Source organism: Pseudomonas cyclaminis (assembly GCF_015163715.1).
GTDB lineage: Bacteria > Pseudomonadota > Gammaproteobacteria > Pseudomonadales > Pseudomonadaceae > Aquipseudomonas > Aquipseudomonas cyclaminis.
Genome location: NZ_JADDUM010000242.1, coordinates 15404 through 38784 on the forward strand (window position 1 = coordinate 15404; position 23381 = coordinate 38784).

Sequence of the window (23381 nt, forward strand, 5' to 3'; positions counted from 1 at the left end):
CTTCGTAATACCAAAAAAATCTTACTCTTAATAAATTACTTTAACTCTAAGTCGTAGCTCTTTGAGCTATTTGACCTTGCTGGGTCAAAAACACCGTCGAACTCTGGTTTCTCCTGCTTTTACGCTCCTAAATCTCCGTTCTGTAAGGCTTTTCCTTGAATCCGCGCCTTGACGGTGTGGTGGGCGCATTCCTATAGTGTGCGCAAGTGGCGGAAAGTGGCACAAAGTGGGTTTTTTGAACGTAAAACGCTAAAATTTGGAGAAACGCATCTGTGTTTCGCGGAGCTAACGCTATCAGTCTCGATGCAAAAGGCCGTCTCGCTATGCCGAGCCGGTATCGTGACGAGCTGATTTCGCGAAGTTCCGGGCAGTTGATCATCACTATCGATGCCGTTGACCCTTGTTTATGTGTTTACCCCCTCGATGAGTGGGAGTTGATCGAAACCAAATTGCGCGCCCTGCCTTCATTGCGTGAAGAAAACCGCCGTCTGCAGCGTTTGTTGATCGGTAATGCCGTCGACCTTGAACTCGATGGCAGTGGTCGTTTCCTGGTGCCCCCGCGTCTGCGCGAGTACGCCAAGCTGGATAAGCGCGCAATGCTGGTCGGCCAACTGAACAAGTTCCAATTGTGGGACGAAGATGCCTGGGATGCTGTTTCTGCAGCTGACCTGGCTGCTATTCAACAACCGGGCGCTATGCCTGATGAACTGCGTGATTTGATCCTGTGACTATTGATAGCGGCTTTAACCACATCACCGTACTGCTTGACGAAGCCGTTGAGGCTCTCGCCGTACGCGCGGATGGCTGCTATTTGGATGGCACCTTCGGCAGGGGCGGGCACAGCCGGTTGATACTCAGCCAGCTCGGGTCCGACGGTAAGCTCCTCGGGTTCGACAAAGACCCCCAAGCGATTGCCACCGGGCAAGCGCTAGCGGCCGAAGACGGCCGCTTTGTCGTTGTGCAGCGCAGCTTTGCCGAGCTGGGTGCCGAAGTGGCCGAGCGCGGCATGGCGGGCAAGGTGGCCGGGGTTTTGCTCGACCTGGGCGTGTCTTCGCCTCAGCTCGATGATCCGGAGCGCGGCTTCAGTTTCATGAACGACGGCCCCCTCGACATGCGCATGGACCCTACCCGTGGCATCAGCGCGGCACAGTTCATCGCCACCGCTCCCCATGAAGAAATCGCCCGCGTGTTCAAGGAATACGGTGAAGAGCGCTTCGCCGGTCGCATGGCCCGTGCCGTGGTCGAACGCCGCGAAATCCAGCCGTTCGAGCGCACCGCCGACCTGGCCGAAGTGTTGAAAGTCGCCAACCCTGCCTGGGAAAAGGGCAAGAACCCGGCGACCCGTGCGTTCCAGGGCCTGCGTATTCACGTCAACAACGAATTGGGCGATCTGGAAGCAGGCCTCGAAGCCGCTCTGGACGCGTTGGAGGTCGGCGGTCGCCTGGTGGTGATCAGCTTCCACTCCCTGGAAGACCGCATCGTCAAATTGTTCATGCGTCGCCTGGTCAAGGGTGAGTCCGACAACCTGCCGCGCAACCTGCCGGTGCGTTTCGAGGCCTTTGTGCCGAAAATCAAAATCCATGGCAAAGCGCAGTTCGCTTCCGAAGCGGAACTCAAGGCCAACCCACGTTCCCGTAGCGCCGTCATGCGCGTCGCGGAGAAGCTGCGGTGAGCAAGTTGTTCGCCAAGCCCCTGCCGGGCGGCAGCTTCTTTATGATGCTGCTGTACGTTGGCGTGCTGGTGTCCGCGATTGCGGTGTCCTACAGCGCTCACTACAACCGTCAATTGCTCAATACCCTCTATGGGGAATTGAGCGTGCGCGACAAAGCGCAGGCGGAGTGGGGCCGGTTGATCCTGGAGCAAAGCACCTGGACGGCCCATAGCCGTATCGAAGTGCTGGCGACCGAACAACTGAAAATGCACATCCCGGGCGCGGCCGAAGTCCGCATGGTGGCGCCATGATGAAACTCGAAGGCGCACTCTACCCGTGGCGCTTCCGCCTGATGCTCGGCTTGCTGGCATTGATGGTGGGTGCGATTGCCTGGCGGATCATTGACCTGCAGGTGGTCGACCGCGACTTCCTGATCGGCCAGGGCGACGCCCGTAGCCTGCGTCATATCCCGATTCCTGCGCACCGCGGCCTGATCACCGACCGTAACGGCGAGCCTCTGGCCGTCAGTACGCCGGTGACCACTCTGTGGGCCAACGCCAAGGAATTGCAGGTGGCCAAGGACAAGTGGCCGCAACTGGCTGCTGCCTTGGGCCAGGACCCAAAAGCCTTGGCTGAGCGCCTTGAAGCCCAGGCCAACAAAGAATTCATCTACCTCGTTCGCGGTCTCACCCCCGAACAAGGCCAGCAAGTGCTCGACCTTAAAGTCCCCGGTGTCTACGGCATCGAGGAGTTCCGTCGTTTCTACCCGGCCGGTGAAACCACCGCCCATATGGTCGGCTTTACCGACATCGATGACCACGGTCGCGAAGGCGTGGAGTTGGCCTACGATGAATGGCTGGCCGGGGTTCCCGGCAAACGACAAGTCATCAAGGATCGGCGCGGCAGACTGATCAAGGATGTCCAAGTCACCAAAAACGCCAAGGCCGGTAAGCCCTTGGCGTTGTCGATTGACCTGCGCCTGCAATACCTGGCCAACCGCGAGCTGCGTAACGCGATCATCGAGAACGGCGCCAAGGCCGGCAGCCTGGTGATCATGGACGTGAAGACCGGCGAGATCCTGGCCATGGTCAACCAGCCGACCTACAACCCGAACAACCGTCGCAACCTGCAACCGGCGATGATGCGCAACCGCGCCATGATCGACGTGTTCGAGCCGGGTTCGACCATGAAAGCCATCTCCATGAGTGCCGCCCTGGAAACCGGACGCTGGAAGCCCAGCGACAAGGTCGAGGTCTATCCGGGCACCTTGCAGTTGGGCAAATACACCATTCGTGACGTATCGCGCACCGAGGGTCCGGTGCTGGATTTGACAGGTATCCTGATCAACTCCAGTAACGTGGGCATGAGTAAGGTCGCGTTTGATATCGGCGGCGAAACCATCTACCACCTGGCGCAAAAAATCGGCCTGGGCCAACCCACCGGCCTGGATTTCCCCGGTGAGCGCGTCGGCAACCTGCCGAACTACCGCGACTGGAAAAAAGCCGAGACCGCCACGCTTTCCTATGGTTACGGCCTGTCCGTGACCGCGATCCAACTGGCCCATGCCTTCTCCGTGCTGGCCAACAATGGCCGCATGGTGCCATTGAGCCTGATCCACGTTGACGAAGCGCCAAAAGCCACCCAGGTCATCCCGGAAAACGTCGCCAAGACCATGCAGGGCATGCTGCAACAAGTGATCGAAGCGCCGCGTGGTGTGTTCCGTGCCCAGGTGCCGGCGTATCACGTGGCAGGCAAGTCCGGTACCGCACGTAAGACCTCGGTGGGGACCAAGGGCTACGCCGAAAACTCCTACCGTTCGCTGTTCGCCGGCTTCGGCCCGATGAGCGACCCACGCTACGCCATTGTTGTGGTGATCGACGAGCCGAGCAAAGCCGGTTACTTCGGTGGCCTGGTTTCGGCGCCTGTGTTCAGCAAAGTGATGTCCGGCACCCTGCGCCTGATGAACATCACGCCGGACAACCTGCCGCCGACCCAACAAGCGAACGCCGGACCACCGGCCGCTGTAGTCAAAGCCAATGGAGGGCGCGGCTGATGTCCCTTAGCCTGAACAAGATTTTTGCCCACGCCGGCCGCGATCTGCTGATTCGCGAGTTGACTCTGGACAGTCGTAATGTGCGTGCCGGTGACCTGTTCCTGGCGGTGCCGGGTGGCAAGCTCGATGGTCGTGCGCACATCGCCGACGCCTTGCAGCGTGGCGCAGCAGCCGTGGCTTATGAAGTGGAAGGCGCCACCGTGCTGCCGATCACCGACGTGCCGCTGATCCCGGTCAAAGGTTTGGCCAAGCAATTGTCGGACATCGCCGGGCGCTTCTATGGCGACCCGAGTCGTCACCTCAATCTGGTGGGCGTGACGGGCACCAACGGCAAGACCAGCGTGACCCAACTGGTCGCCCAGGCGCTTGACCTGCTGGGTCAGCACTGCGGGATCGTGGGTACCTTGGGCACCGGTTTTTATGGCGCGCTGCAAAGCGGCCTGCACACCACGCCGAATCCTATTGCCGTGCAAGCGACCCTGGCCGACCTGAAAAAGGCCGGTGCCAAGGCGGTTGCCATGGAAGTCTCGTCCCACGGCCTGGATCAGGGCCGCGTGACCGCCCTGGCGTTTGACGTGGCGGTGATGACCAACCTGTCCCGTGACCACCTGGACTATCACGGCACCATGGAGGCGTACGCCGCCGCCAAGGCCAAGTTGTTCGCCTGGAGTGACTTGAAGTGCCGGGTTGTGAACCTGGACGATGAATTCGGTCGCCAACTGGCTGCCCAGGACAGCGAATCGCGATTGATCAGCTACAGCCTGCTGGACGCCAGCGCGTACCTGTATTGCCGCGAAGCCCAATTCAATGACGAAGGCGTGCGCGCCACGCTGGTAACGCCTCAGGGCGAACACCACCTGCGCAGCACGTTGCTTGGGCGTTTCAACCTGAGCAACGTCCTCGCCGCCATCGGCGCGTTGCTTGGCCTGGACTACGCCTTGGACGAGATCCTCAAGGTGCTGCCGAAGCTGGAAGGTCCGGCCGGTCGCATGCAACGCCTGGGTGGCGGCACGCAGCCGCTGGTGGTGGTTGATTACGCCCATACCCCGGATGCCCTGGAAAAAGTCCTCGAAGCCCTGCGCCCTCACGCCAAAGGCAAGTTGCTGTGCCTGTTCGGTTGCGGCGGTGATCGTGATCGCGGCAAGCGCCCGCTGATGGCCGAGATTGTCGAGCGCCTGGCCGACGGCGTGCTGGTCACTGATGACAACCCGCGCAGCGAAAGCCCTAGCCAGATTTTCGACGATATCCGCGCAGGCTTCAAAGACGCCTCCAAGGCGACGTTCGTTGCCGGTCGCGGTGCGGCCATCGCCCAATTGATCGCCGGCGCCAGCGCTGACGACGTGGTCGTACTGGCCGGTAAAGGCCACGAGGACTACCAGGAAATCAATGGCGAGCGGCATGCCTTCTCTGATCTGGTCGAGGCCGATCATGCCTTGACCGCTTGGGAGGTTGCCCATGCTTAAGGCGATGACATTCGGTGAACTGACCCAGGCCCTGTCGGCCCGCATGCTGTCGAGCGATTGCCGCTTCGATGGCGTGAGCATCGATAGCCGCGCCATCAAGCCAGGGCAACTGTTTGTCGCCTTGGCCGGCCCACGCTTTGACGGTCACGATTACCTGAACGACGTTGCCGCCAAAGGTGCCGTGGGTGCCCTGGTGCAGCGCGAAGTCGCCGATTCGGGCTTGCCGCAACTGCTGGTCGCCGATACCCGCCTGGCCCTCGGCCAATTGGGTGCGCTCAACCGTGCGGCGTTCGATAAGCCTGTCGCAGCCGTCACTGGCTCCAGCGGCAAGACCACGGTCAAGGAACTGCTCGCCGGTGTACTGCGCACACGTGGCCCGGTGCTTGCGACCCGTGGCAACCTGAACAATGATTTCGGCGCTCCGCTGACCCTGCTCGAACTGGCCCCGGAACACACGGCGGCAGTGATCGAATTGGGGGCTTCGCGGGTCGGTGAAATCGCCTACACCGTGGCGCTGACCAAACCCCAAGTGGCCATTATCAATAACGCCGGGACCGCCCATGTAGGCGAGTTCGGCGGCCCGGAAAAAATCGTCGAAGCCAAGGGCGAAATCCTTGAAGGTCTCGACGCTTCGGGCACCGCCGTATTGAACCTCGACGACAAGGCTTTCGAGACCTGGCGTGTACGCGCCGCCGGTCGCAAGGTGCTGACGTTTGCCGTATTGAATGCCGCTGCAGATTTCCACGCGTCCAACATCACCGTGGATGCCCGTGGCTGCCCATCCTTCACCTTGCACACCCCGCAAGGTGACGAACATGTGCAGTTGAATCTGCTGGGCAACCATAACGTCGCCAATTCCCTGGCCGCCGCCGCTGCCGCCCATGCGCTGGGCGTGTCGCTGTTCGGCATCGCCACGGGCCTGGGCGCGGTGCAGCCGGTGAAAGGTCGCACCGTGGCGCAGTTGGCCACCAACGGCATGCGCGTGATCGATGACACCTACAACGCCAACCAGTCCTCGGTTTGCGCCGCCATTGACCTGCTCAAAGGCTTCGACGGTCGCAAGGTCCTGGTGCTGGGCGATATCGCAGAATTGGGCGATTGGGCCGAACAGTCCCATCGCGACGTCGGTGCTTATGCCTGTGGCAACGTCGATGCCCTTTACGCGGTCGGCCCGAACATGGCTCACGCCGTTGATGCCTTTGGGCCCGGTGCGCGGCATTTCGCGACCCAGGCCGAGCTGATCCAGGCTTTGGGCGCAGCAGAACAAGACAAACACACAACCATTTTGATCAAGGGATCGCGCAGCGCGGTGATGGAAAACGTCGTCGTGGCCTTGTGCGGTTCAAGTACGGAGAAACATTAATGCTGCTGCTGCTGGCTGAGTATCTGCAACAGTTCCACAAAGGCTTCGCGGTCTTTCAGTACCTGACCCTGCGCGGGATCCTGGGTGTGCTGACCGCGCTGTCTCTGTCGCTGTTTCTGGGGCCGTGGATGATCCGCACCCTGCAGAACCTGCAAATTGGTCAATCGGTTCGTAATGACGGCCCGCAGTCGCACCTGTCCAAGTCCGGCACTCCGACCATGGGCGGCGCGCTGATCCTGTCGTCGATCGGCATCAGCACTCTGCTCTGGGCTGATCTGCACAACCGCTACGTCTGGACGGTGCTGCTGGTGACGTTGCTGTTCGGCGCCATCGGCTGGGTCGACGACTACCGCAAAGTGATCGAGAAAAACTCCAAGGGGCTGCCGAGCCGCTGGAAGTATTTCTGGCAGTCGGTATTCGGCCTGGGCGCGGCGATCTTCCTGTACACCACGGCGCCAAGCGCAGTGGAAACCACCCTGATCATTCCGATGCTCAAGGACGCCAGCATTCCACTGGGCATCGGCTTCGTGGTGCTGACCTACTTTGTGATCGTCGGCTCCAGCAACGCGGTGAACCTGACCGACGGCCTCGACGGCCTGGCGATCATGCCGACGGTGATGGTGGGCGGCGCGCTTGGCATCTTCTGCTACCTGTCGGGTAACGTGAAATTCGCCGAATACCTGCTGATCCCTTATGTACCGGGCGCGGGTGAATTGATTGTGTTCTGCGGCGCCTTGATCGGTGCCGGCCTGGGTTTCCTGTGGTTCAACACCTACCCGGCACAAGTCTTCATGGGCGACGTCGGCGCCCTCGCGCTGGGCGCAGCCTTGGGCACCATTGCGGTGATCGTCCGCCAGGAAATCGTGTTGTTCATCATGGGCGGCGTGTTCGTGATGGAAACCCTGTCGGTGGTCATCCAGGTGGCGTCCTTCAAGTTGACCGGGCGTCGCGTGTTCCGCATGGCGCCGATTCACCACCACTTTGAACTCAAGGGCTGGCCGGAGCCACGCGTGATTGTCCGTTTCTGGATCATCACCGTGATTCTGGTACTGGTCGGCCTTGCCACCCTGAAACTGAGGTAGAAACGAGTGTCCCTGATCGCTTCAGACCACTTCCGCATCGTTGTCGGTCTCGGCAAGAGCGGCATGTCCCTGGTTCGCTTCCTGGCGAACGGGGCACGTCGTTTGCCGTGGCCGATACGCGGGAAAATCCACCGGAGCTGGTCACGCTGCGCCGTGACTACCCGCACGTGGAAGTGCGTTGTGGCGAGCTGGATGTCGAGTTTCTGTGCCGCGCCGATGAGCTCTACGTGAGCCCCGGCCTGGCCCTGGCGACCCCGGCCCTGCAAGCGGCTGCCGCCCGCGGCGTGAAGCTGTCCGGCGATATCGACCTGTTCGCACGTAACGCGAAGGCGCCGATCGTGGCTATCAGCGGTTCCAACGCGAAGAGCACCGTGACCACCCTGGTCGGCGAGATGGCCATTGCGGCCGGCAAGCGCGTGGCCGTGGGCGGCAACCTCGGCACGCCAGCCCTGGATTTGCTCAGCGACGACGTCGAGCTGTACGTGATGGAACTGTCGAGCTTCCAACTGGAAACCACCCACGACCTCGGCGCCGAAGTCGCCACCGTGCTCAACGTCAGCGAAGACCACATGGACCGCTACAGTGGCCTGCCGGCGTACCACTTGGCCAAGCACCGGATCTTCCGCGGCGCCAAGCAGTTTGTGGTCAACCGCCAGGATGCCCTGAGCCGCCCGCTGATGGGCGAGGGCATGCCGTGCTGGACCTTCGGCCTGGGCAAACCCGACTTCAAGGCCTTTGGTATTCGCGAAGAGAATGGCGAGAAATACCTGGCCTTCGAATTCCAGAACCTGATGCCGGTGCGCGAACTGAAAATCCGTGGCGCCCATAACCAATCCAATGCCCTGGCGGCATTGGCGCTCGGCCACGCCGTTGGCCTGCCATTTGACGCGATGCTCGCCAGCCTGAGCGCCTTCGCCGGTCTTGAGCACCGGTGCCAGTGGGTGCGTGACCTTGATGGCGTCAGCTATTACAACGACTCCAAAGCCACCAACGTCGGCGCTGCACTGGCTGCCATCGAAGGGCTTGGCGCCGATATTGACGGCAAGCTGGTGCTGATCGCCGGTGGCGACGGCAAGGGTGCCGATTTCAAAGACCTCAAGGCTCCCGTGGCCGCGCATTGCCGCGCTGTGGTGCTGATGGGCCGCGATGCCGATGTGATCGCCGCCGCCCTCGGCGACACCGTCCCGCAAGTGCGCGCCACTTCCCTGGACGACGCCATTGCCCAGTGCAAAGCCCTCGCCCAGGCAGGCGATGCCGTGCTGTTGTCGCCGGCGTGCGCCAGTTTCGACATGTTCAAGAACTACGAAGAGCGCGGCCAGTTGTTCGCCCGCGCCGTGGAGGGCTTGGCATGAGCATTGATTTCAGGAACATCATCAAGCCGTACCCGTCGCCGATTATCACCGGGCGCGGTATCGACCTCGATTTCCCAATGCTCGCCGGTTGCCTCGCGCTGCTGGGCCTGGGCCTGGTGATGATCACCTCGGCGTCGTCCGAAGTGGCTGCCGTGCAGTCGGGCAACACCCTGTACATGATGATCCGTCACCTTGTGTACCTGATCATCGGTCTGGGTGCGTGCATCGTGACCATGATGATCCCCATCGCCACCTGGCAGCGCCTGGGTTGGTTGATGCTGATCGGCGCGTTCGGCTTGCTGATCATGGTGATCCTGCCCGGCATCGGCCGCGAGGTGAACGGCTCGATGCGCTGGATCGGCTTCGGTGCGTTCAACGTGCAACCGTCGGAAATCGCCAAGGTGTTCGTAGTGATCTACCTCGCCGGCTACCTGGTGCGTCGTCAGAAGGAAGTGCGCGAAAGCTGGATGGGCTTCTTCAAGCCATTCATCGTGCTGCTGCCCATGGCCGGCCTGTTGCTGATGGAGCCCGACTTCGGCGCCACCGTCGTAATGATGGGCGCCGCAGCGGCGATGCTGTTCCTCGGGGGCGTGGGCCTGTTCCGCTTCAGTTTGATGGTAGTGCTGGCCGTGGCCGCCGTGACCATCCTGGTGCAGGCGCAACCCTACCGGATGGCGCGTCTGATCACCTTTACCGACCCGTGGTCCGACCAGTTCGGTTCCGGCTATCAGTTGACCCAGGCGTTGATCGCCTTCGGTCGTGGCGAGTGGCTGGGCGTAGGCCTGGGCAACAGCGTGCAGAAGCAGTTCTACCTGCCGGAAGCCCACACCGACTTCGTGTTCTCGGTACTCGCCGAAGAACTGGGCGTGGTCGGCTCGCTGTGCACCGTCGCGCTGTTCGTGTTCGTGTGTGTACGTGGCATGTACATCGGCTTGTGGGCCGAGAAGGCCAAACAGTATTTCGCCGCTTACGTGGCGTACGGCTTGTCGTTCCTGTGGATCGGCCAGTTCCTGATCAACATCGGTGTGAACGTCGGCCTGCTGCCGACCAAGGGCCTGACCTTGCCGTTTCTCAGTTACGGCGGCAGTTCCCTGGTGATTTGCTGCGCCTGCCTGGGCTTGTTGCTGCGCATCGAGTGGGAGAGTCGAACCCACCTGGGCAGCGAAGAGATGGAGTTCAGCGAAAGCGACTTCGCCGAGGAGCCGACCCATGGGCGCTAATGTGCTGATCATGGCGGGCGGCACCGGGGGCCATGTGTTCCCGGCCCTGGCCTGTGCGCGTGAATTCCAGAGCCGTGGCTACACCGTGCACTGGTTGGGAACGCCCCGTGGCATCGAAAACGAACTGGTACCGGGTGCCGGCTTGCCGTTGCATCTGATCAACGTCACCGGCCTGCGTGGCAAGGGCAAGTTGTCCCTGCTCAAGGCGCCGTTCGTGTTGCTCAAGGCTGTGTGGCAGGCGCGCAAGGTCATTCGTGAATTGCAGCCGGTGTGTGTGCTGGGGTTTGGCGGTTATGTGACTGGCCCTGGCGGCGTCGCGGCCAGGCTTGCCGGCGTGCCGGTGATCGTGCACGAGCAGAACGCCGTCGCCGGTACCGCCAACCGCCTGCTGGTGCCGTTGGCGGCGCGGGTGTGTGAAGCGTTTCCCAACACCTTCAGTGTGTCGGATAAACGCCGTACCACCGGCAACCCGGTGCGCACCGAGCTGTTTATGGATATCGCCCGCGATGCACTGGCAGGGCGCAAGGCGCACCTGCTGATCCTCGGTGGAAGCCTGGGCGCAGAGCCGTTGAACAAATTGCTGCCGGAAGCGGTGGCGCAACTCCCTGTGGAGTTGCGCCCGGAGATCTTCCACCAGGCCGGCAAGAACCACGATGAAATCACCGCCACGCGTTATCGCGAGGCTGGTGTCGAGGCGAACGTACAGCCCTTCATCAAAGACATGGCCCAAGCCTATGGCTGGGCCGACCTGGTGGTCTGCCGCGCTGGTGCGCTGACCGTCAGTGAACTGGCCGCCGCCGGTCTGCCGTCCTTGCTGGTGCCTTTGCCCCACGCCATCGACGATCACCAGACTCGCAACGCCGAATATTTGGCCGGGGAGGGCGCTGCCTTCCTGCTGCCGCAAAGAACGACTGGCGCCGCCGATTTGGCCGCACGCCTGACCGAGGTTTTGATGCAACCGGAACGACTCAACAACATGGCGAGCACCGCAAGCCGCCTGGCCAAACCTGACGCAACCCGCACCGTGGTCGATATCTGCCTGGAGGTGGCCCATGGTTGAGAATCAGAAAGCCATGCCGCAACCCGAGATGCGCCGCATCCGTCGCATTCACTTCGTCGGCATCGGCGGTGTGGGCATGTGCGGCATTGCCGAAGTGCTGCTGAACCTGGGCTACCAGGTGTCCGGCTCGGACTTGAAAGAGTCGCCGGTCACCGAGCGCCTGAAGTCGTTTGGCGCGCAGATCTTTATCGGCCACCGCGCCGAGAACGCCGCCGAGGCTGACGTGCTCGTCGTGTCCAGTGCCGTGAACACCTCCAATCCGGAAGTGGCCACCGCGCTGGAGCGCCGCATTCCGGTGGTGCCACGCGCCGAGATGCTCGCGGAGCTGATGCGCTACCGCCACGGCATCGCCGTCGCCGGTACCCACGGCAAGACCACCACCACCAGCCTGATCGCCTCGGTGTTCGCCGCCGGTGGCCTGGACCCGACGTTCGTCATTGGTGGCCGCCTGAATGCAGCCGGCACCAATGCCCAGCTCGGCACCAGCCGCTACCTGATCGCCGAAGCCGATGAAAGCGATGCGAGCTTCCTGCACCTGCAACCGCTGGTGGCCGTCGTGACCAACATCGACGAAGACCACATGGCAACCTACGACGGTGACTTCAACAAGTTGAAGAAAACCTTCGTCGAGTTCCTGCACAACCTGCCGTTCTACGGGTTGGCCGTGGTGTGCCTGGACGATCCGGTCGTGCGCGAAATCCTGCCGCTGGTCAAGCGTCCGACCGTGACCTACGGCTTCAGCGAAGACGCCGACGTGCGCGCAATCAATGTGCGCCAGGAAGGCATGCAAACCTTCTTCACCGTGCTGCGTCCTGAGCGTGAGCCGCTGGATGTTTCGGTGAACATGCCGGGCAACCACAACGTGCTGAATTCCCTGGCGACCATCTGCATCGCCTCCGATGAAGGTGTCAGCGATGAAGCCATCGTCGAAGGCCTGTCGCGCTTTGCCGGTGTGGGCCGTCGCTTCCAGGTCTACGGCCAGCTGCCGGTAGAAGGCGGCGACGTGATGCTGGTGGACGACTACGGTCACCACCCGACCGAAGTGGCGGCGGTGATCAAGGCCGTGCGCGGTGGTTGGCCGGAGCGCCGCCTGGTGATGGTCTACCAGCCGCACCGCTACAGCCGGACCCGCGACCTGTACGACGACTTCGTCAATGTATTGGCCGATGCCAACGTGCTGCTGCTGATGGAGGTTTACCCGGCCGGTGAAGAGCCGATCCCGGGCGCCGACAGCCGCAAGCTGTGCAACAGCATTCGTCAGCGTGGCCAGTTGGACCCGATCTACATCGAGCGTGGTGTGGACCTGGCACCGATCGTCAAACCGCTGCTGCGTGCCGGTGACATCCTGCTGTGCCAGGGCGCCGGTGATATCGGTGGCCTTGCACCTAAATTGCTCGCCAGCCCTCTGTTTGCTGCCGCACAGGGGAAGTCGAAATGAACACGCACTACGACGCCCTGTTCTCCACCCTCGCGCCTGCCGACTTCGGTCGTGTCGCCGTATTGTTCGGCGGCAAGAGCGCCGAGCGCGAAGTGTCGCTCAAGTCCGGCAATGCCGTGCTCGAAGCCCTGCAAAGCGCCGGTGTGAATGCATTCGGCATCGACGTGGGCGATGACTTCCTCGCCCGTTTGCAGGCCGAGAAGATTGACCGCGCCTTCATCATTCTTCACGGCCGTGGCGGTGAAGACGGCAGCATGCAGGGCCTGCTGGAATGCGCTGGCATTCCTTACACCGGCAGCGGCATCCTCGCGTCGGCATTGGCCATGGACAAGTTGCGCACCAAGCAGGTGTGGCACAGCCTGGGTATTCCAACCCCGCGTCACAGCGTTCTGTGCAGCGAAGACGATTGTATTTCTGCAGCCAAGGAACTGGGCCTGCCTTTGATCGTCAAACCTGCCCATGAAGGCTCCAGTATCGGCATGGCTAAAGTGAACTCGGCCGCCGAATTGATCGACGCATGGAAAGCGGCAAGTACCTACGATTCGCAAGTGTTGGTGGAACAGTGGATCCAGGGTCCCGAGTACACCATCGCCACCCTGCGTGGCCAGGTATTGCCGCCTATCGCATTGGGCACGCCCCACACCTTTTACGACTACGACGCCAAGTACCTGGCATCCGATACCCAGTATCGGGTCCCATGCGGCCTTGACGCAGCCAAGGAACAGGAATTGATGGACCTCACGGCGAAGGCCTGTGAGGCGCTGGGTATCGCCGGTTGGGCGCGGGCAGACGTGATGCAGGATGACCAGGGCAACTTCTGGTTCCTGGAAGTCAACACGGCACCGGGCATGACCGACCACAGCCTTGTCCCTATGGCTGCGCGTGCGGCCGGTCTGGATTTCCAGCAGTTGGTGCTGGCGATTTTGGCAGCAAGCATTGAGGTTCGAGGCTAACCACATGAACGGCGCATCGCTTCGTCATCAGCAACCCCCAGCACCCGGCCGCAAGCCGGTGCCACGGGGTGCCAGCCGAATGGTGGCTAAAGAGCCGATGTCGGCGCGCCTGCCGAAAGCCAACTTTGGTTTCCTCAAGGCGTTGTTCTGGCCGGTGTTGCTGGTGGTGTTGGGCTTCGGCACCTATGAGGGCGCGCAGCGGCTGTTGCCGTATGCCGACCGGCCGATCACCAAGATCAGCGTGCAGGGCGATTTGAGCTACATCAGCCAGCAAGCGGTGCAGCAGCGTATCAGCCCGTACCTGGCCGCGAGCTTCTTCACCATCGACCTGGCCGGTATGCGCGCAGAGCTGGAACAGATGCCGTGGATCGCCCACGCCGAAGTCCGCCGCGTCTGGCCGGACCAGGTGACGATCCGCCTGGAAGAGCAACTGCCCGTGGCCCGTTGGGGTGAAGAGGCGCTGTTGAACAACCAGGGGCAGGCGTTCACCCCGCGTGAGTTGGCCAACTACGAGCACCTGCCGCAGTTGTTCGGACCGCAGCGGGCGCAGCAGCAAGTCATGCAGCAGTACCAGGCCTTGAGCCAGATGCTGCGGCCGATGGGCTTCTCCATTGCACGCCTGGAACTGCGTGAACGGGGTAGCTGGTTTTTGACGACCGGGGCAGGCAGTTCCGGCCCGGGCATCCAGTTGTTGCTGGGACGCGACCGCTTGGTGGAAAAGATGCGCCGCTTCATTGCCATCTACGACAAGACCTTGAAAGAACAGATTACGAACATTGCGAGCGTCGACCTGCGTTACGCCAACGGCCTTGCCGTCGGCTGGCGTGAACCGGCTGCGCCCACGGCAGCGCAACCCGCTGTCGCGAAGAATTAAGAAGAGGCAGGACCCATGGCAAACGTGCAAAGCGGCAAAATGATCGTCGGTCTCGATATCGGCACCTCCAAGGTGGTGGCGCTGGTGGGCGAGGTCGGGGAAGACGGCGTGATCGAGATCGTCGGTATTGGCACGCATCCGTCCCGGGGCCTGAAGAAGGGCGTGGTGGTGAACATCGAGTCCACCGTGCAGTCGATCCAGCGTGCTATCGAAGAAGCGCAGCTGATGGCCGGTTGCCGGATTCACTCGGCGTTCGTTGGCGTGGCGGGCAACCATATCCGCAGCCTGAACTCCCACGGCATCGTGGCGATCCGCGACCGCGAAGTCAGCGCCGCCGACCTTGAGCGCGTCCTCGACGCCGCCCAGGCCGTAGCGATCCCGGCTGACCAGCGCGTGCTGCACACCTTGCCGCAGGATTACGTGATCGATAACCAGGAAGGCGTTCGCGAACCTCTGGGCATGTCGGGCGTGCGTCTGGAAGCCAAGGTCCACGTGGTGACCTGCGCCGTCAACGCTGCACAGAACATTGAGAAATGCGTGCGCCGCTGCGGCCTGGAAATCGACGACATTATTCTGGAGCAGCTTGCTTCCGCGTATTCGGTACTGACCGACGACGAAAAAGAACTGGGCGTGTGCCTGGTGGACATCGGCGGCGGCACCACTGACATCGCGATCTTCACCGAGGGTGCGATCCGTCACACCGCCGTGATTCCGATTGCGGGCGACCAGGTCACCAACGACATCGCCATGGCGTTGCGGACACCGACCCAGTACGCCGAAGAAATCAAGATCCGCTACGCCTGCGCCCTGGCCAAGCTGGCCGGTGCCGGCGAGACCATCAAGGTGCCGAGCGTGGGCGACCGTCCACCACGCGAACTGTCGCGCCAGGCCTTGGCCGAAGTGGTCGAGCCGCGCTACGACGAGCTGTTCACCCTGATCCAGGCTGAACTGCGCCGCAGTGGCTACGAAGATTTGATCCCGGCCGGCATCGTGCTGACCGGTGGCACCTCGAAGATGGAAGGCGCGGTCGAACTGGCCGAGGAAATCTTCCACATGCCGGTTCGCCTGGGCGTGCCCCATGGCGTCAAAGGCCTGGGCGACGTGGTGCGCAACCCGATTTATTCCACCGGTGTGGGCTTGCTGTTGTACGGACTGCAAAAGCAGACCGACGGCATTTCCCTGTCGGGCCCGAGCATCCGTGACAGCTACCGCAGCGACGACGAGGCCAAGGCGCCGTTGTTCGAGCGGTTGCAGGCTTGGGTAAAAGGCAATTTCTAAAGATTTACCGCTACACCGCAACACAGAAAGAAGCAGTAGGCGAAAAAACTAGAGATAACGAAAGGAGAGGGAACATGTTCGAACTCGTAGACAACATCCCCGCCAGTCCGGTCATCAAAGTGATCGGTGTCGGCGGTGGCGGCGGCAACGCTGTCAACCATATGGTCAAGAGCAACATTGAAGGCGTTGAATTCATCTGCGCCAACACTGATGCCCAGGCGCTGAAAAGCATCGGCGCACGGACCATCCTGCAATTGGGCACAGCCGTGACCAAAGGCCTCGGCGCTGGCGCCAATCCGGAAGTCGGCCGTCAAGCCGCCCTGGAAGACCGCGAGCGTATTGCCGAAGTGCTGCAAGGCACCAACATGGTGTTCATCACCACCGGCATGGGCGGCGGTACCGGTACCGGTGCAGCCCCGATCATTGCCGAAGTGGCCAAGGAAATGGGCATTCTGACGGTCGCAGTCGTGACCCGTCCGTTCCCGTTCGAAGGTCGCAAGCGTATGCAGATCGCCGACGAAGGCATCCGTCTGCTGTCTGAAAGCGTCGACTCGTTGATCACCATTCCCAACGAGAAGCTGCTGACCATCCTGGGCAAGGACGCAAGTCTGCTGTCCGCGTTCGCCAAGGCTGACGATGTACTGGCCGGTGCCGTTCGCGGTATCTCCGACATCATCAAGCGTCCAGGCATGATCAACGTCGACTTTGCCGACGTACGTACCGTCATGAGCGAAATGGGCATGGCGATGATGGGCACTGGCTGCGCCAGCGGTCCGAACCGTGCGCGTGAAGCCACTGAAGCGGCCATCCGCAACCCGCTGCTGGAAGACGTGAACCTGCAAGGTGCACGCGGCATCCTGGTGAACATCACCGCCGGTCCTGACCTGTCCCTGGGTGAGTACTCCGACGTGGGTAGCATCATCGAAGCCTTCGCTTCCGAGCACGCGATGGTCAAAGTCGGAACCGTTATCGATCCAGACATGCGCGACGAACTGCACGTGACTGTGGTTGCCACCGGCCTGGGCGCGAAGATCGAGAAACCTGTCAAGGTCATCGACAACACCGTTCATACCAGCCACGCCAGCCAGTCGGCTGCAGCTCCAGCGCCTGTGCGCCCGGAAATGCCGTCGGTGAACTACCGTGACCTGGACCGTCCGACCGTGATGCGCAACCAGGCTCAGGCCGGTGCTGCGGCGTCCCGTAGCCCGAATCCGCAAGATGACCTGGACTACCTGGACATCCCGGCATTCCTGCGTCGTCAGGCCGATTGATGGAATGTATCAGGGCTATGAAGGTGATTGGTGTTCAGCAAAGGTCTGGTCTGCTATTATCGCCAGCCTTTGTTGATACCAGTTCGCAATTTGCGCTCAAGCGGTCCAAGCCATGATTAAACAACGCACCCTGAAGAATATTATCCGTGCCACAGGTGTAGGTCTGCACTCCGGGGAGAAGGTATACCTGACCCTCAAACCTGCACCTGTCGACACCGGCATCGTGTTTGTTCGTGCCGACCTGGACCCTGTGGTGCAGATTCCTGCTCGCGCGGAAAACGTTGGCGAAACCACGATGTCGACCACACTGGTCAACGGTGACGTCAAAGTGGACACGGTGGAGCACTTGCTCTCGGCCATGGCTGGCCTGGGCATCGATAACGCCTACGTCGAGCTCTCCGCGTCCGAAGTCCCTATCATGGATGGCAGCGCTGGACCCTTCGTATTCCTGATTCAATCTGCCGGCCTGGAAGAACAGGACGCAGCCAAGAAGTTCATACGCATTCTGCGGGAAGTGACAGTAGAAGACGGCGACAAGCGCGCCACCTTCGTCCCGTTCGAAGGCTTTAAAGTGAGCTTTGAGATCGATTTCGATCACCCGGTATTCCGTGACCGCACCCAAAGTGCAAGCGTGGATTTTTCCAGCACTTCGTTCGTAAAAGAAGTCAGCCGCGCCCGTACCTTTGGTTTCATGAGTGACATCGAGTACCTGCGCAAGCACAACCTCGCACTCGGCGGCAGCGTTGAAAACGCCATTGTGGTCGACGCGGATGGTGTACTGAACGAAGACGGCCTTCGCTACGAAGACGAATTCGTGAAGCACAAGATCCTCGATGCAATCGGTGACCTCTACCTGCTGGGCAATAGCCTGATAGGCGAGTTCAAAGGCTTCAAGTCGGGCCACGCCCTTAACAACCAGCTGCTGCGCAAGTTGATTGAGCAGACAGACGCTTGGGAAGTCGTGACCTTCGAAGATGCCAGCACCGCACCGATCTCTTACATGCGTCCCGTTGCGGCGGTGTAAGTAACAACTCTCTTTCTTTAGTTTTTAAAGGCTGCCTTCGGGTGGCCTTTTTTTTGCCTGTAACCGTCGCTACGGTGATAGTTGTCTTGGTGTTCTGTGGGTTTTCTGGCGCCGCTGTAAGACCTGATAAGTGTTCCAGTAGGCGGTTGAGGTTATAAAGTAGGATGTTGCTTTTGTTTGTCGCGGTCGGGTTTTATCCTTTTGGGGGGTACGAATCTTTGTAGTAGCTTTTTCTCCGAGGTATGGCAGGGACGCTCTGATAAGGTTATCCATGACTTTCGGAGTATAAAGCATGAAAAGTGGCGATTATATATTGCGCGCGTTTGGGTTGAAGCTGGGTTTGCCCGATTTGGAGTTTGATGGTTTTCGGATGTGCCAGTTGAAGGTCGAAGGTCTCAGATTGGCGATATACGATAATCGAGTTAAATCCTGCATTACATTGTTCTGCGAAATGACCTCCCCGGCAATGAATGACCAGGAACTGGTTGCTTGGCACAAGTTGCTGTTTGGGGCTCAATTCGACTTTGTTCACGAAGAAACTGTCGTGATTGGACTTAATCCGACATCAGATGCAATGGTCGCCATGAGTCATATTGCGGATGAACACGTTTCGCTATCGTTGCTGAGTGAAAAAATGAACGCGCTTGTTGACTGGGTACTGAATTGCTCATGCCAGTTTGCCGCACAATCGATGTCGGTTCCCACCACGTTAAAACCCTCCTCCTATCAAACTGACGTTCGTTTCAGTGGAGTAAAAGATGCCTAGTATCAGCCCGATCAATACGCCGGATGTTCCTGCTCGTTACTCTGAATCCCGGAGTGCAGGCGTGTTAGACAATAACGGTGTTGCGCGGCAAGTCACACTGGGTGATTCCAACCATCATTTTGGTATTTCACGGTCTGGTTCCTTCGCCAGGGGGCCTGGATTGGATAAAGATGTAGCCGCTCGCCAAATGGTTAAGGCGCTACGTGGTTTTATCAGTGGAAAGTCGCATGAAAAGATGATGCAGAATGGATCCATTTGGAAAGCTGCTCCAAACGGGGCAGAAATAAATCATATTGACGATCTATCAAAAAGTAATCTTTCGAATTTACGCAAGGAATTGGGCGCGTTATCGGCAGAGGAAAAGGAGTTTTTAACCGAGTTTTTTGAAACGCCTCTGTATGCAACTCATAGCACTGCTGCGCCGGTGAAACGAGACGACGACAGTGTTGCCTTGTTTTCGCGTAAAAAATTGATTGATCGCAATATTATTTTCAATACGGAAAACTCACCACAGGAAGATATCAAGTTATTGGGCAATGATGACTTCGTGTTTTTTGCGCTGGAGGCGGGCGTCGTACCCAAAAAACCGAGTAGCCGTTTTGGCGGGAGTACCTTTCGCTTCGAATTCGACGCGCCCGCATTCAGGGACTCCGCTTGGCTAAGTTTGGTAGAAATGCGTTTTGCAAGAACGCCTCACTTGAGCAGGCATCTCGAAGGACTCAGTAGCAAAGAATACGAAGATCTCTCAACGCGTAGGCTCCAGCCTTTTGAAACGGTTTTTTCCGGGGGCGATATGAAAGCGGGTATCGGGCTGTCTATTGTGCGTGATTTACGTAATCTTTCGCCTGCGTCAAATAAACGTATGCTTACCAATGTAGATGAGGAAAAAGTTAATAAGCTTGTGAACGGCCTTTATCGACCGGAAATAAAAGTCGCACGGCACTTTTTCTCAAATAGCTATAGGGAGGTTGCCGTCAAGAAAGATGAGAAATCATAGGGTTGAGCGTCACGGACCCTGGACAATACGGTGTTGAAATACGAACGGCTTCGACGCGTTCGAAGTGGCGAATACATCATTCGCCACTTATTCGATAAAGATCGCTGATTCCCTTATCAAAGATCGCTGAAATCTATTATCCGATTACGCCCCGCATGCTTGGCCTCATACAACGCCTGGTCCGCGCTCAACAGCAACGCCTCCAGCGACAGGCGGTTACGTTTGTCCCAAGTGCTCAAGCCAATGCTCACGGTGATCGGCTGTTCATCCCCGGCGACCCGTGGCAGGCGCTCGACGCTGCTGCGGATGTGCTCGGCGATGACCAGGGCGCCCTTGGTATCGGTATGTGGCAGCACCACCGCAAACTCTTCCCCGCCGTACCGTGCCGCCAGGTCTGCGGGACGGCGGATGTTGTCGCCGATCACCTGGGCGACGGTGCGCAATGCCTCGTCACCGCCTTGATGCCCATGGCGATCGTTGAACGCCTTGAAGTGGTCCACGTCGATCATCAGCAACGTCAGTTGCTCTGTTGAACGCTGTGCGCGGTCCCACTCCAGGCGCAGGCGCTCATCGAGGATGCGGCGGTTGGCAGCCCGGTGAGGGCGTCAGTGGCTGCCAGTTCTGACAGCACCCGTTCTGCGCGGTAGCGGCGCCGCAGTTCACGACGCAGCATCCAGGCCAGCCACAACAGGCCGATACACAGGATGCCGGTGGCGCCGCTGGTCAGTAGCGCAGCGCGTTTCCAAGGGGCAAACACGTCTTCGCTGGACAGGGCCACGACCACGATCAATGGCAGCTCTCCGACGTTGGTAAAGGTATACAGGCGCTCCTTGCCGCTTATGGCGGAGATGGCCTGGAAGCTGCCGTTGTCTTCGAGCAGCATGCGTTTGAAATTCGGCCGCTCGCTCAGGTCCTTATCAATCATGTCGCGTTCGAGCAGCGGCTGCTGGGCCAGCAGAATGCCTTTTTTATTGATCAGATTGACGCTGCTGCTGTTGCCGATGGTCAGGGTGCTGAACAACTGGTCGAAATACGCCAGGCGCATGGTTGCCACCGCGACGCCGGCGAACTCACCGTTGGGCCCTGACACGCGCCGACTGAATGCCATGCGCCAGACCTGGTCGCAATCGCAATGGATCTTGAACGGTCGACTGATGAACAAGCCGGCCTGGGCATCCTCTGCATGCACCTGGAAATAGTCGCGGTTGGCAAAATTACGCGGGCTGGGGTGCAAGGTCGAGGAGTCTGCGATGACTGCGCCATCCGCGTCCAACAACAGGACTTCGCCCTTGAAAGGCGCCGCCGTGGCCAGGTCAAACTGCACCAGGTGCTGGATATTCACATCCACCTGCGACAGGTCTTCGCGTTGCCTGGCTGCGATCAAGCCTTTGAGCGCCAGGTCGTACAACTCGACGTTGCGCAGCACATCGGCATTGATCAGTTGGGCAATGTTGGTGGTCGAGCGCTTGGCCGCCTGCAGGGTGCTGGCGTGTTCACGGATCAGCAACGCCGCGACGATAATCACAATCAGGGCGACGGTGAGGCCGCTGCCCAGAATCAAAAACAACTCCGGATGTGCAGGCGAGGTACGAGCAGGACGTTGACTCATCGGGCAGACTTCAGCGGTGTGAATGCTGGCAGTTTAGTTCTACCCGATGAAAATTAAATACTGAGTTGTAAAGAAAGATCAGCAGGTCAGAAGACGTTGATGGGGTAGTCGACGATCACCCGGTACTCATCCACATCCCGGTCCACCGCCGAGTAGCCGTGGCTGCCGCGGTTGGTCGCCCATTGCAGGCGCATTGCCAGGTCCTTGGCCTTGCCGCCCTGCACCACGTATTTCACGTCGATGTCCCGTTCCCAGTGCTTGGCGTCTTTGCCATCGGCGCTGTACCAGGCGCTGTAGCCACGGCTTTGCGGGTCGACCTGGGTCAGGTCGGTCTTGCCGCTGATGTAGGACACGGCCGAGGTCAGGCCGGGCAGGCCGAGGCCGGCGAAGTCATAGGCGTACTTAAGCTTCCACGAGCGCTCGTTGGGGCCGTTGAAGTCCGAGTATTGCTGGGAGTTGTCCAGGTACACGCTGTCGCCCTGGGCGATGTAGTCGAATGGCGTGTTGCCGTTTACCCGCTGGTAGGCGGCGGTGACGCTGTGGTGACCCACGCCCACGGTGAAATGCAGGCTGTAGGTGTTGTTGTCGATATCCCCCAGCAACGACTGGCCGGTGTCCTGGGTGTGGTAGTAGTGCAGGCCCGGATTGAGACTGACCAGGTCATTGAGCGCGTAGGTGTAGTCCAGGTCGTAGTAGTACTGGTGCCACACGTCCTTGAGTTCGGAGGCGTACAGGTTGCTGGTCAGGCCGGGAATACCGCTGAACGACACACCAGCCCAGTTCATGTGCTGGCTGTCGGCGTTGGTCGGCAAGGCGCCGTAGCTGGTTCCGATGCGCCGGTGGCCGCTCTGGTTGTAGAGCTTGGTGAAGCTGGCTTGGCCACCCTCGAACATCCAGCCGTCGAAGCTGTGGTTGTTCAGGCTTACGCCACGGAAGGTCTGTGGCAGCATCCGGGTCTGCCCCCCGGCGATGACCGGGTTGTTGAGGAACAGGTCACCGGCTTTCAACTCGGTATCAAAGGCGCGCATCTTCAAGGTGCCACCGGCCGTGGAGAACGATCCGGGCGCTTTGCCGCTGCCGTCAGTGCTGCCGTAGGGAAGAATGCTGGAGCCGTCAGTGCCGCCACCGCCGTCGAGCTTGAGGCCGAGCATGGCATGGGCGTCCAGGCCGAAGCCGACCGTGCCTTGGGTGAAGCCGGATTCGAACGTACCGAGGAACCCCTGGCCCCACTCCTTGCTGTCATCGGTGTGAATATCGCGACGGTCGCGGTTCATGTAGTAGTTGCGTGTGTTGATATTGAGGTGCGAGCCCTCGATGAAACCTTCAATGGGGGGAGTGTCTGCCGCGTGGGCAAGGGGGACGATCATTGCTGCAATCGCGAGGAATAACGGGGTCAGCGTCAGCGAGTTCTTCACCGGTAAAGCTCCTTTGGTCAATCGAAAACGGCCAATGTCGTGGGGGTGTGCCTGGCCTTTTTTACGGCAAAAAAAAGCCGCTGATATCAGCGGCTTTAAGACAGATTCCCAGTGTAGAGCCCTGGAAATAAGTCGAGGGAAATTCGGGTAAGCGGCTAGGTGTCTTTGCCGTCGCGCTCGTCGGTGCGTCAAATTAACGCAGGCGGGCGGTGCGATATAGAGTGTAACAAGAGAATGACTGTTGCCCAAATCGCAACAGTTTGGTGGTGGTGATGGTGGTGTACATATCCGTTGCTGCGGTAACGGCGGCTTAGGGTTCCGCTCTTACAGCGGGTCACTTTTGGAAGGACCGGAATGCCGGCCCAGCCAAAAGTAACCAAAAGGTCCTCGCCCCACCACTCGGTGCCTCGCCTAGGCTCGGCATGCCCGCAATCCGACAGTGATGTGGGGCGCGCCACGCGCCATCCATGGCGCAGGGCGGCTAAACCGGCATCCCTGCCGGTTTACCCCCC

Annotated in this window: 18 protein-coding genes and 2 pseudogenes; 18 read left to right on the forward strand and 2 right to left on the reverse strand. The window is 60.1% G+C overall.

What is annotated here, in order from left to right; translation table 11 throughout:
- Positions 1-272 precede the first annotated feature (272 nt).
- The 18 genes and pseudogenes from mraZ to IQK56_RS26060 all read left to right on the forward strand — a co-directional run bounded on the left by mraZ (position 273) and on the right by IQK56_RS26060 (position 19845).
- Positions 273-728, forward strand: a complete 456-nt coding sequence (gene mraZ, locus IQK56_RS25975; RefSeq protein ID WP_003171868.1) for a division/cell wall cluster transcriptional repressor MraZ — start codon at positions 273-275, stop codon at positions 726-728.
- Positions 725-1672, forward strand: a complete 948-nt coding sequence (gene rsmH, locus IQK56_RS25980) for a 16S rRNA (cytosine(1402)-N(4))-methyltransferase RsmH (protein ID WP_425274582.1) — start codon at positions 725-727, stop codon at positions 1670-1672. The genes mraZ and rsmH overlap by 4 nt, the downstream gene beginning before the upstream one ends.
- The gene (gene ftsL / locus IQK56_RS25985; RefSeq protein WP_017738702.1) at positions 1669-1962 is read left to right on the forward strand and encodes a cell division protein FtsL; all 294 of its coding nucleotides are present in this window, start codon (positions 1669-1671) and stop codon (positions 1960-1962) included. Before rsmH ends, ftsL begins: the two co-directional genes overlap by 4 nt.
- A complete protein-coding gene (locus IQK56_RS25990) occupies positions 1962-3704 on the forward strand; it encodes a peptidoglycan D,D-transpeptidase FtsI family protein (RefSeq protein WP_191629712.1) in 1743 nt (580 codons plus the stop codon). The genes ftsL and IQK56_RS25990 overlap by 1 nt, the downstream gene beginning before the upstream one ends.
- Entirely contained in the window at positions 3704-5167 is a 1464-nt protein-coding gene (locus tag IQK56_RS25995; RefSeq protein WP_193863562.1) for a UDP-N-acetylmuramoyl-L-alanyl-D-glutamate--2,6-diaminopimelate ligase, read from the forward strand. Before IQK56_RS25990 ends, IQK56_RS25995 begins: the two co-directional genes overlap by 1 nt.
- Positions 5160-6530, forward strand: coding sequence for a UDP-N-acetylmuramoyl-tripeptide--D-alanyl-D-alanine ligase (locus IQK56_RS26000; RefSeq protein WP_193863563.1), 1371 nt, complete (start codon positions 5160-5162; stop codon positions 6528-6530). Before IQK56_RS25995 ends, IQK56_RS26000 begins: the two co-directional genes overlap by 8 nt.
- Complete coding sequence (gene mraY / locus IQK56_RS26005) at positions 6530-7612, forward strand: phospho-N-acetylmuramoyl-pentapeptide-transferase (RefSeq protein ID WP_078740796.1); 1083 nt, start codon at positions 6530-6532, stop codon at positions 7610-7612. Before IQK56_RS26000 ends, mraY begins: the two co-directional genes overlap by 1 nt.
- Positions 7613-7618: 6 nt before the next feature.
- Positions 7619-8964, forward strand: a pseudogene (gene murD, locus IQK56_RS26010) (UDP-N-acetylmuramoyl-L-alanine--D-glutamate ligase).
- On the forward strand, positions 8961-10184 hold the full coding sequence (ftsW, locus tag IQK56_RS26015; RefSeq protein WP_065924256.1) for a putative lipid II flippase FtsW: 1224 nt from the start codon (positions 8961-8963) through the stop codon (positions 10182-10184). Before murD ends, ftsW begins: the two are co-directional and overlap by 4 nt.
- The gene (gene murG / locus IQK56_RS26020) at positions 10174-11244 is read left to right on the forward strand and encodes an undecaprenyldiphospho-muramoylpentapeptide beta-N-acetylglucosaminyltransferase (protein ID WP_122307411.1); all 1071 of its coding nucleotides are present in this window, start codon (positions 10174-10176) and stop codon (positions 11242-11244) included. Before ftsW ends, murG begins: the two co-directional genes overlap by 11 nt.
- A complete protein-coding gene (gene murC, locus IQK56_RS26025; protein WP_122307412.1) occupies positions 11237-12682 on the forward strand; it encodes a UDP-N-acetylmuramate--L-alanine ligase in 1446 nt (481 codons plus the stop codon). Before murG ends, murC begins: the two co-directional genes overlap by 8 nt.
- Positions 12679-13635: a D-alanine--D-alanine ligase gene (locus IQK56_RS26030; RefSeq protein WP_122307413.1), complete on the forward strand. Its 957-nt coding sequence runs from the start codon at positions 12679-12681 to the stop codon at positions 13633-13635. Before murC ends, IQK56_RS26030 begins: the two co-directional genes overlap by 4 nt.
- Before the next feature lie 4 nt (positions 13636-13639).
- Positions 13640-14509: a cell division protein FtsQ/DivIB gene (locus IQK56_RS26035; RefSeq protein ID WP_122307414.1), complete on the forward strand. Its 870-nt coding sequence runs from the start codon at positions 13640-13642 to the stop codon at positions 14507-14509.
- Between the two features lie 15 nt (positions 14510-14524).
- Complete coding sequence (gene ftsA, locus IQK56_RS26040; RefSeq protein WP_017738691.1) at positions 14525-15787, forward strand: cell division protein FtsA; 1263 nt, start codon at positions 14525-14527, stop codon at positions 15785-15787.
- A 74-nt stretch (positions 15788-15861) separates the two neighbouring features.
- Positions 15862-17058 (forward strand): cell division protein FtsZ, encoded by a 1197-nt coding sequence (gene ftsZ / locus IQK56_RS26045; RefSeq protein WP_099584917.1) that lies wholly within the window; start codon positions 15862-15864, stop codon positions 17056-17058.
- Positions 17059-17170: 112 nt separating this feature from the next.
- Positions 17171-18082 carry a UDP-3-O-acyl-N-acetylglucosamine deacetylase gene (lpxC, locus tag IQK56_RS26050; RefSeq protein ID WP_003171886.1) on the forward strand — a complete coding sequence of 304 codons (912 nt, stop codon included), beginning with the start codon at positions 17171-17173 and terminating at the stop codon, positions 18080-18082.
- Positions 18083-18374: 292 nt separating this feature from the next.
- Positions 18375-18848: a CesT family type III secretion system chaperone gene (locus IQK56_RS26055; protein WP_193863564.1), complete on the forward strand. Its 474-nt coding sequence runs from the start codon at positions 18375-18377 to the stop codon at positions 18846-18848.
- Positions 18841-19845, forward strand: coding sequence for a hypothetical protein (locus tag IQK56_RS26060; RefSeq protein ID WP_193863565.1), 1005 nt, complete (start codon positions 18841-18843; stop codon positions 19843-19845). The genes IQK56_RS26055 and IQK56_RS26060 overlap by 8 nt, the downstream gene beginning before the upstream one ends.
- Before the next feature lie 116 nt (positions 19846-19961).
- On the opposite strand, the pseudogene IQK56_RS26065 reads toward IQK56_RS26060, so the two are convergent.
- Together IQK56_RS26065 and IQK56_RS26070 are read right to left on the reverse strand one after the other, a co-directional pair.
- Positions 19962-21454, reverse strand: a pseudogene (locus IQK56_RS26065) (sensor domain-containing diguanylate cyclase).
- 86 nt (positions 21455-21540) lie between these two features.
- Positions 21541-22869 (reverse strand): OprD family outer membrane porin, encoded by a 1329-nt coding sequence (locus tag IQK56_RS26070; protein WP_193863566.1) that lies wholly within the window; start codon positions 22867-22869, stop codon positions 21541-21543.
- Positions 22870-23381: the final 512 nt, after the last annotated feature.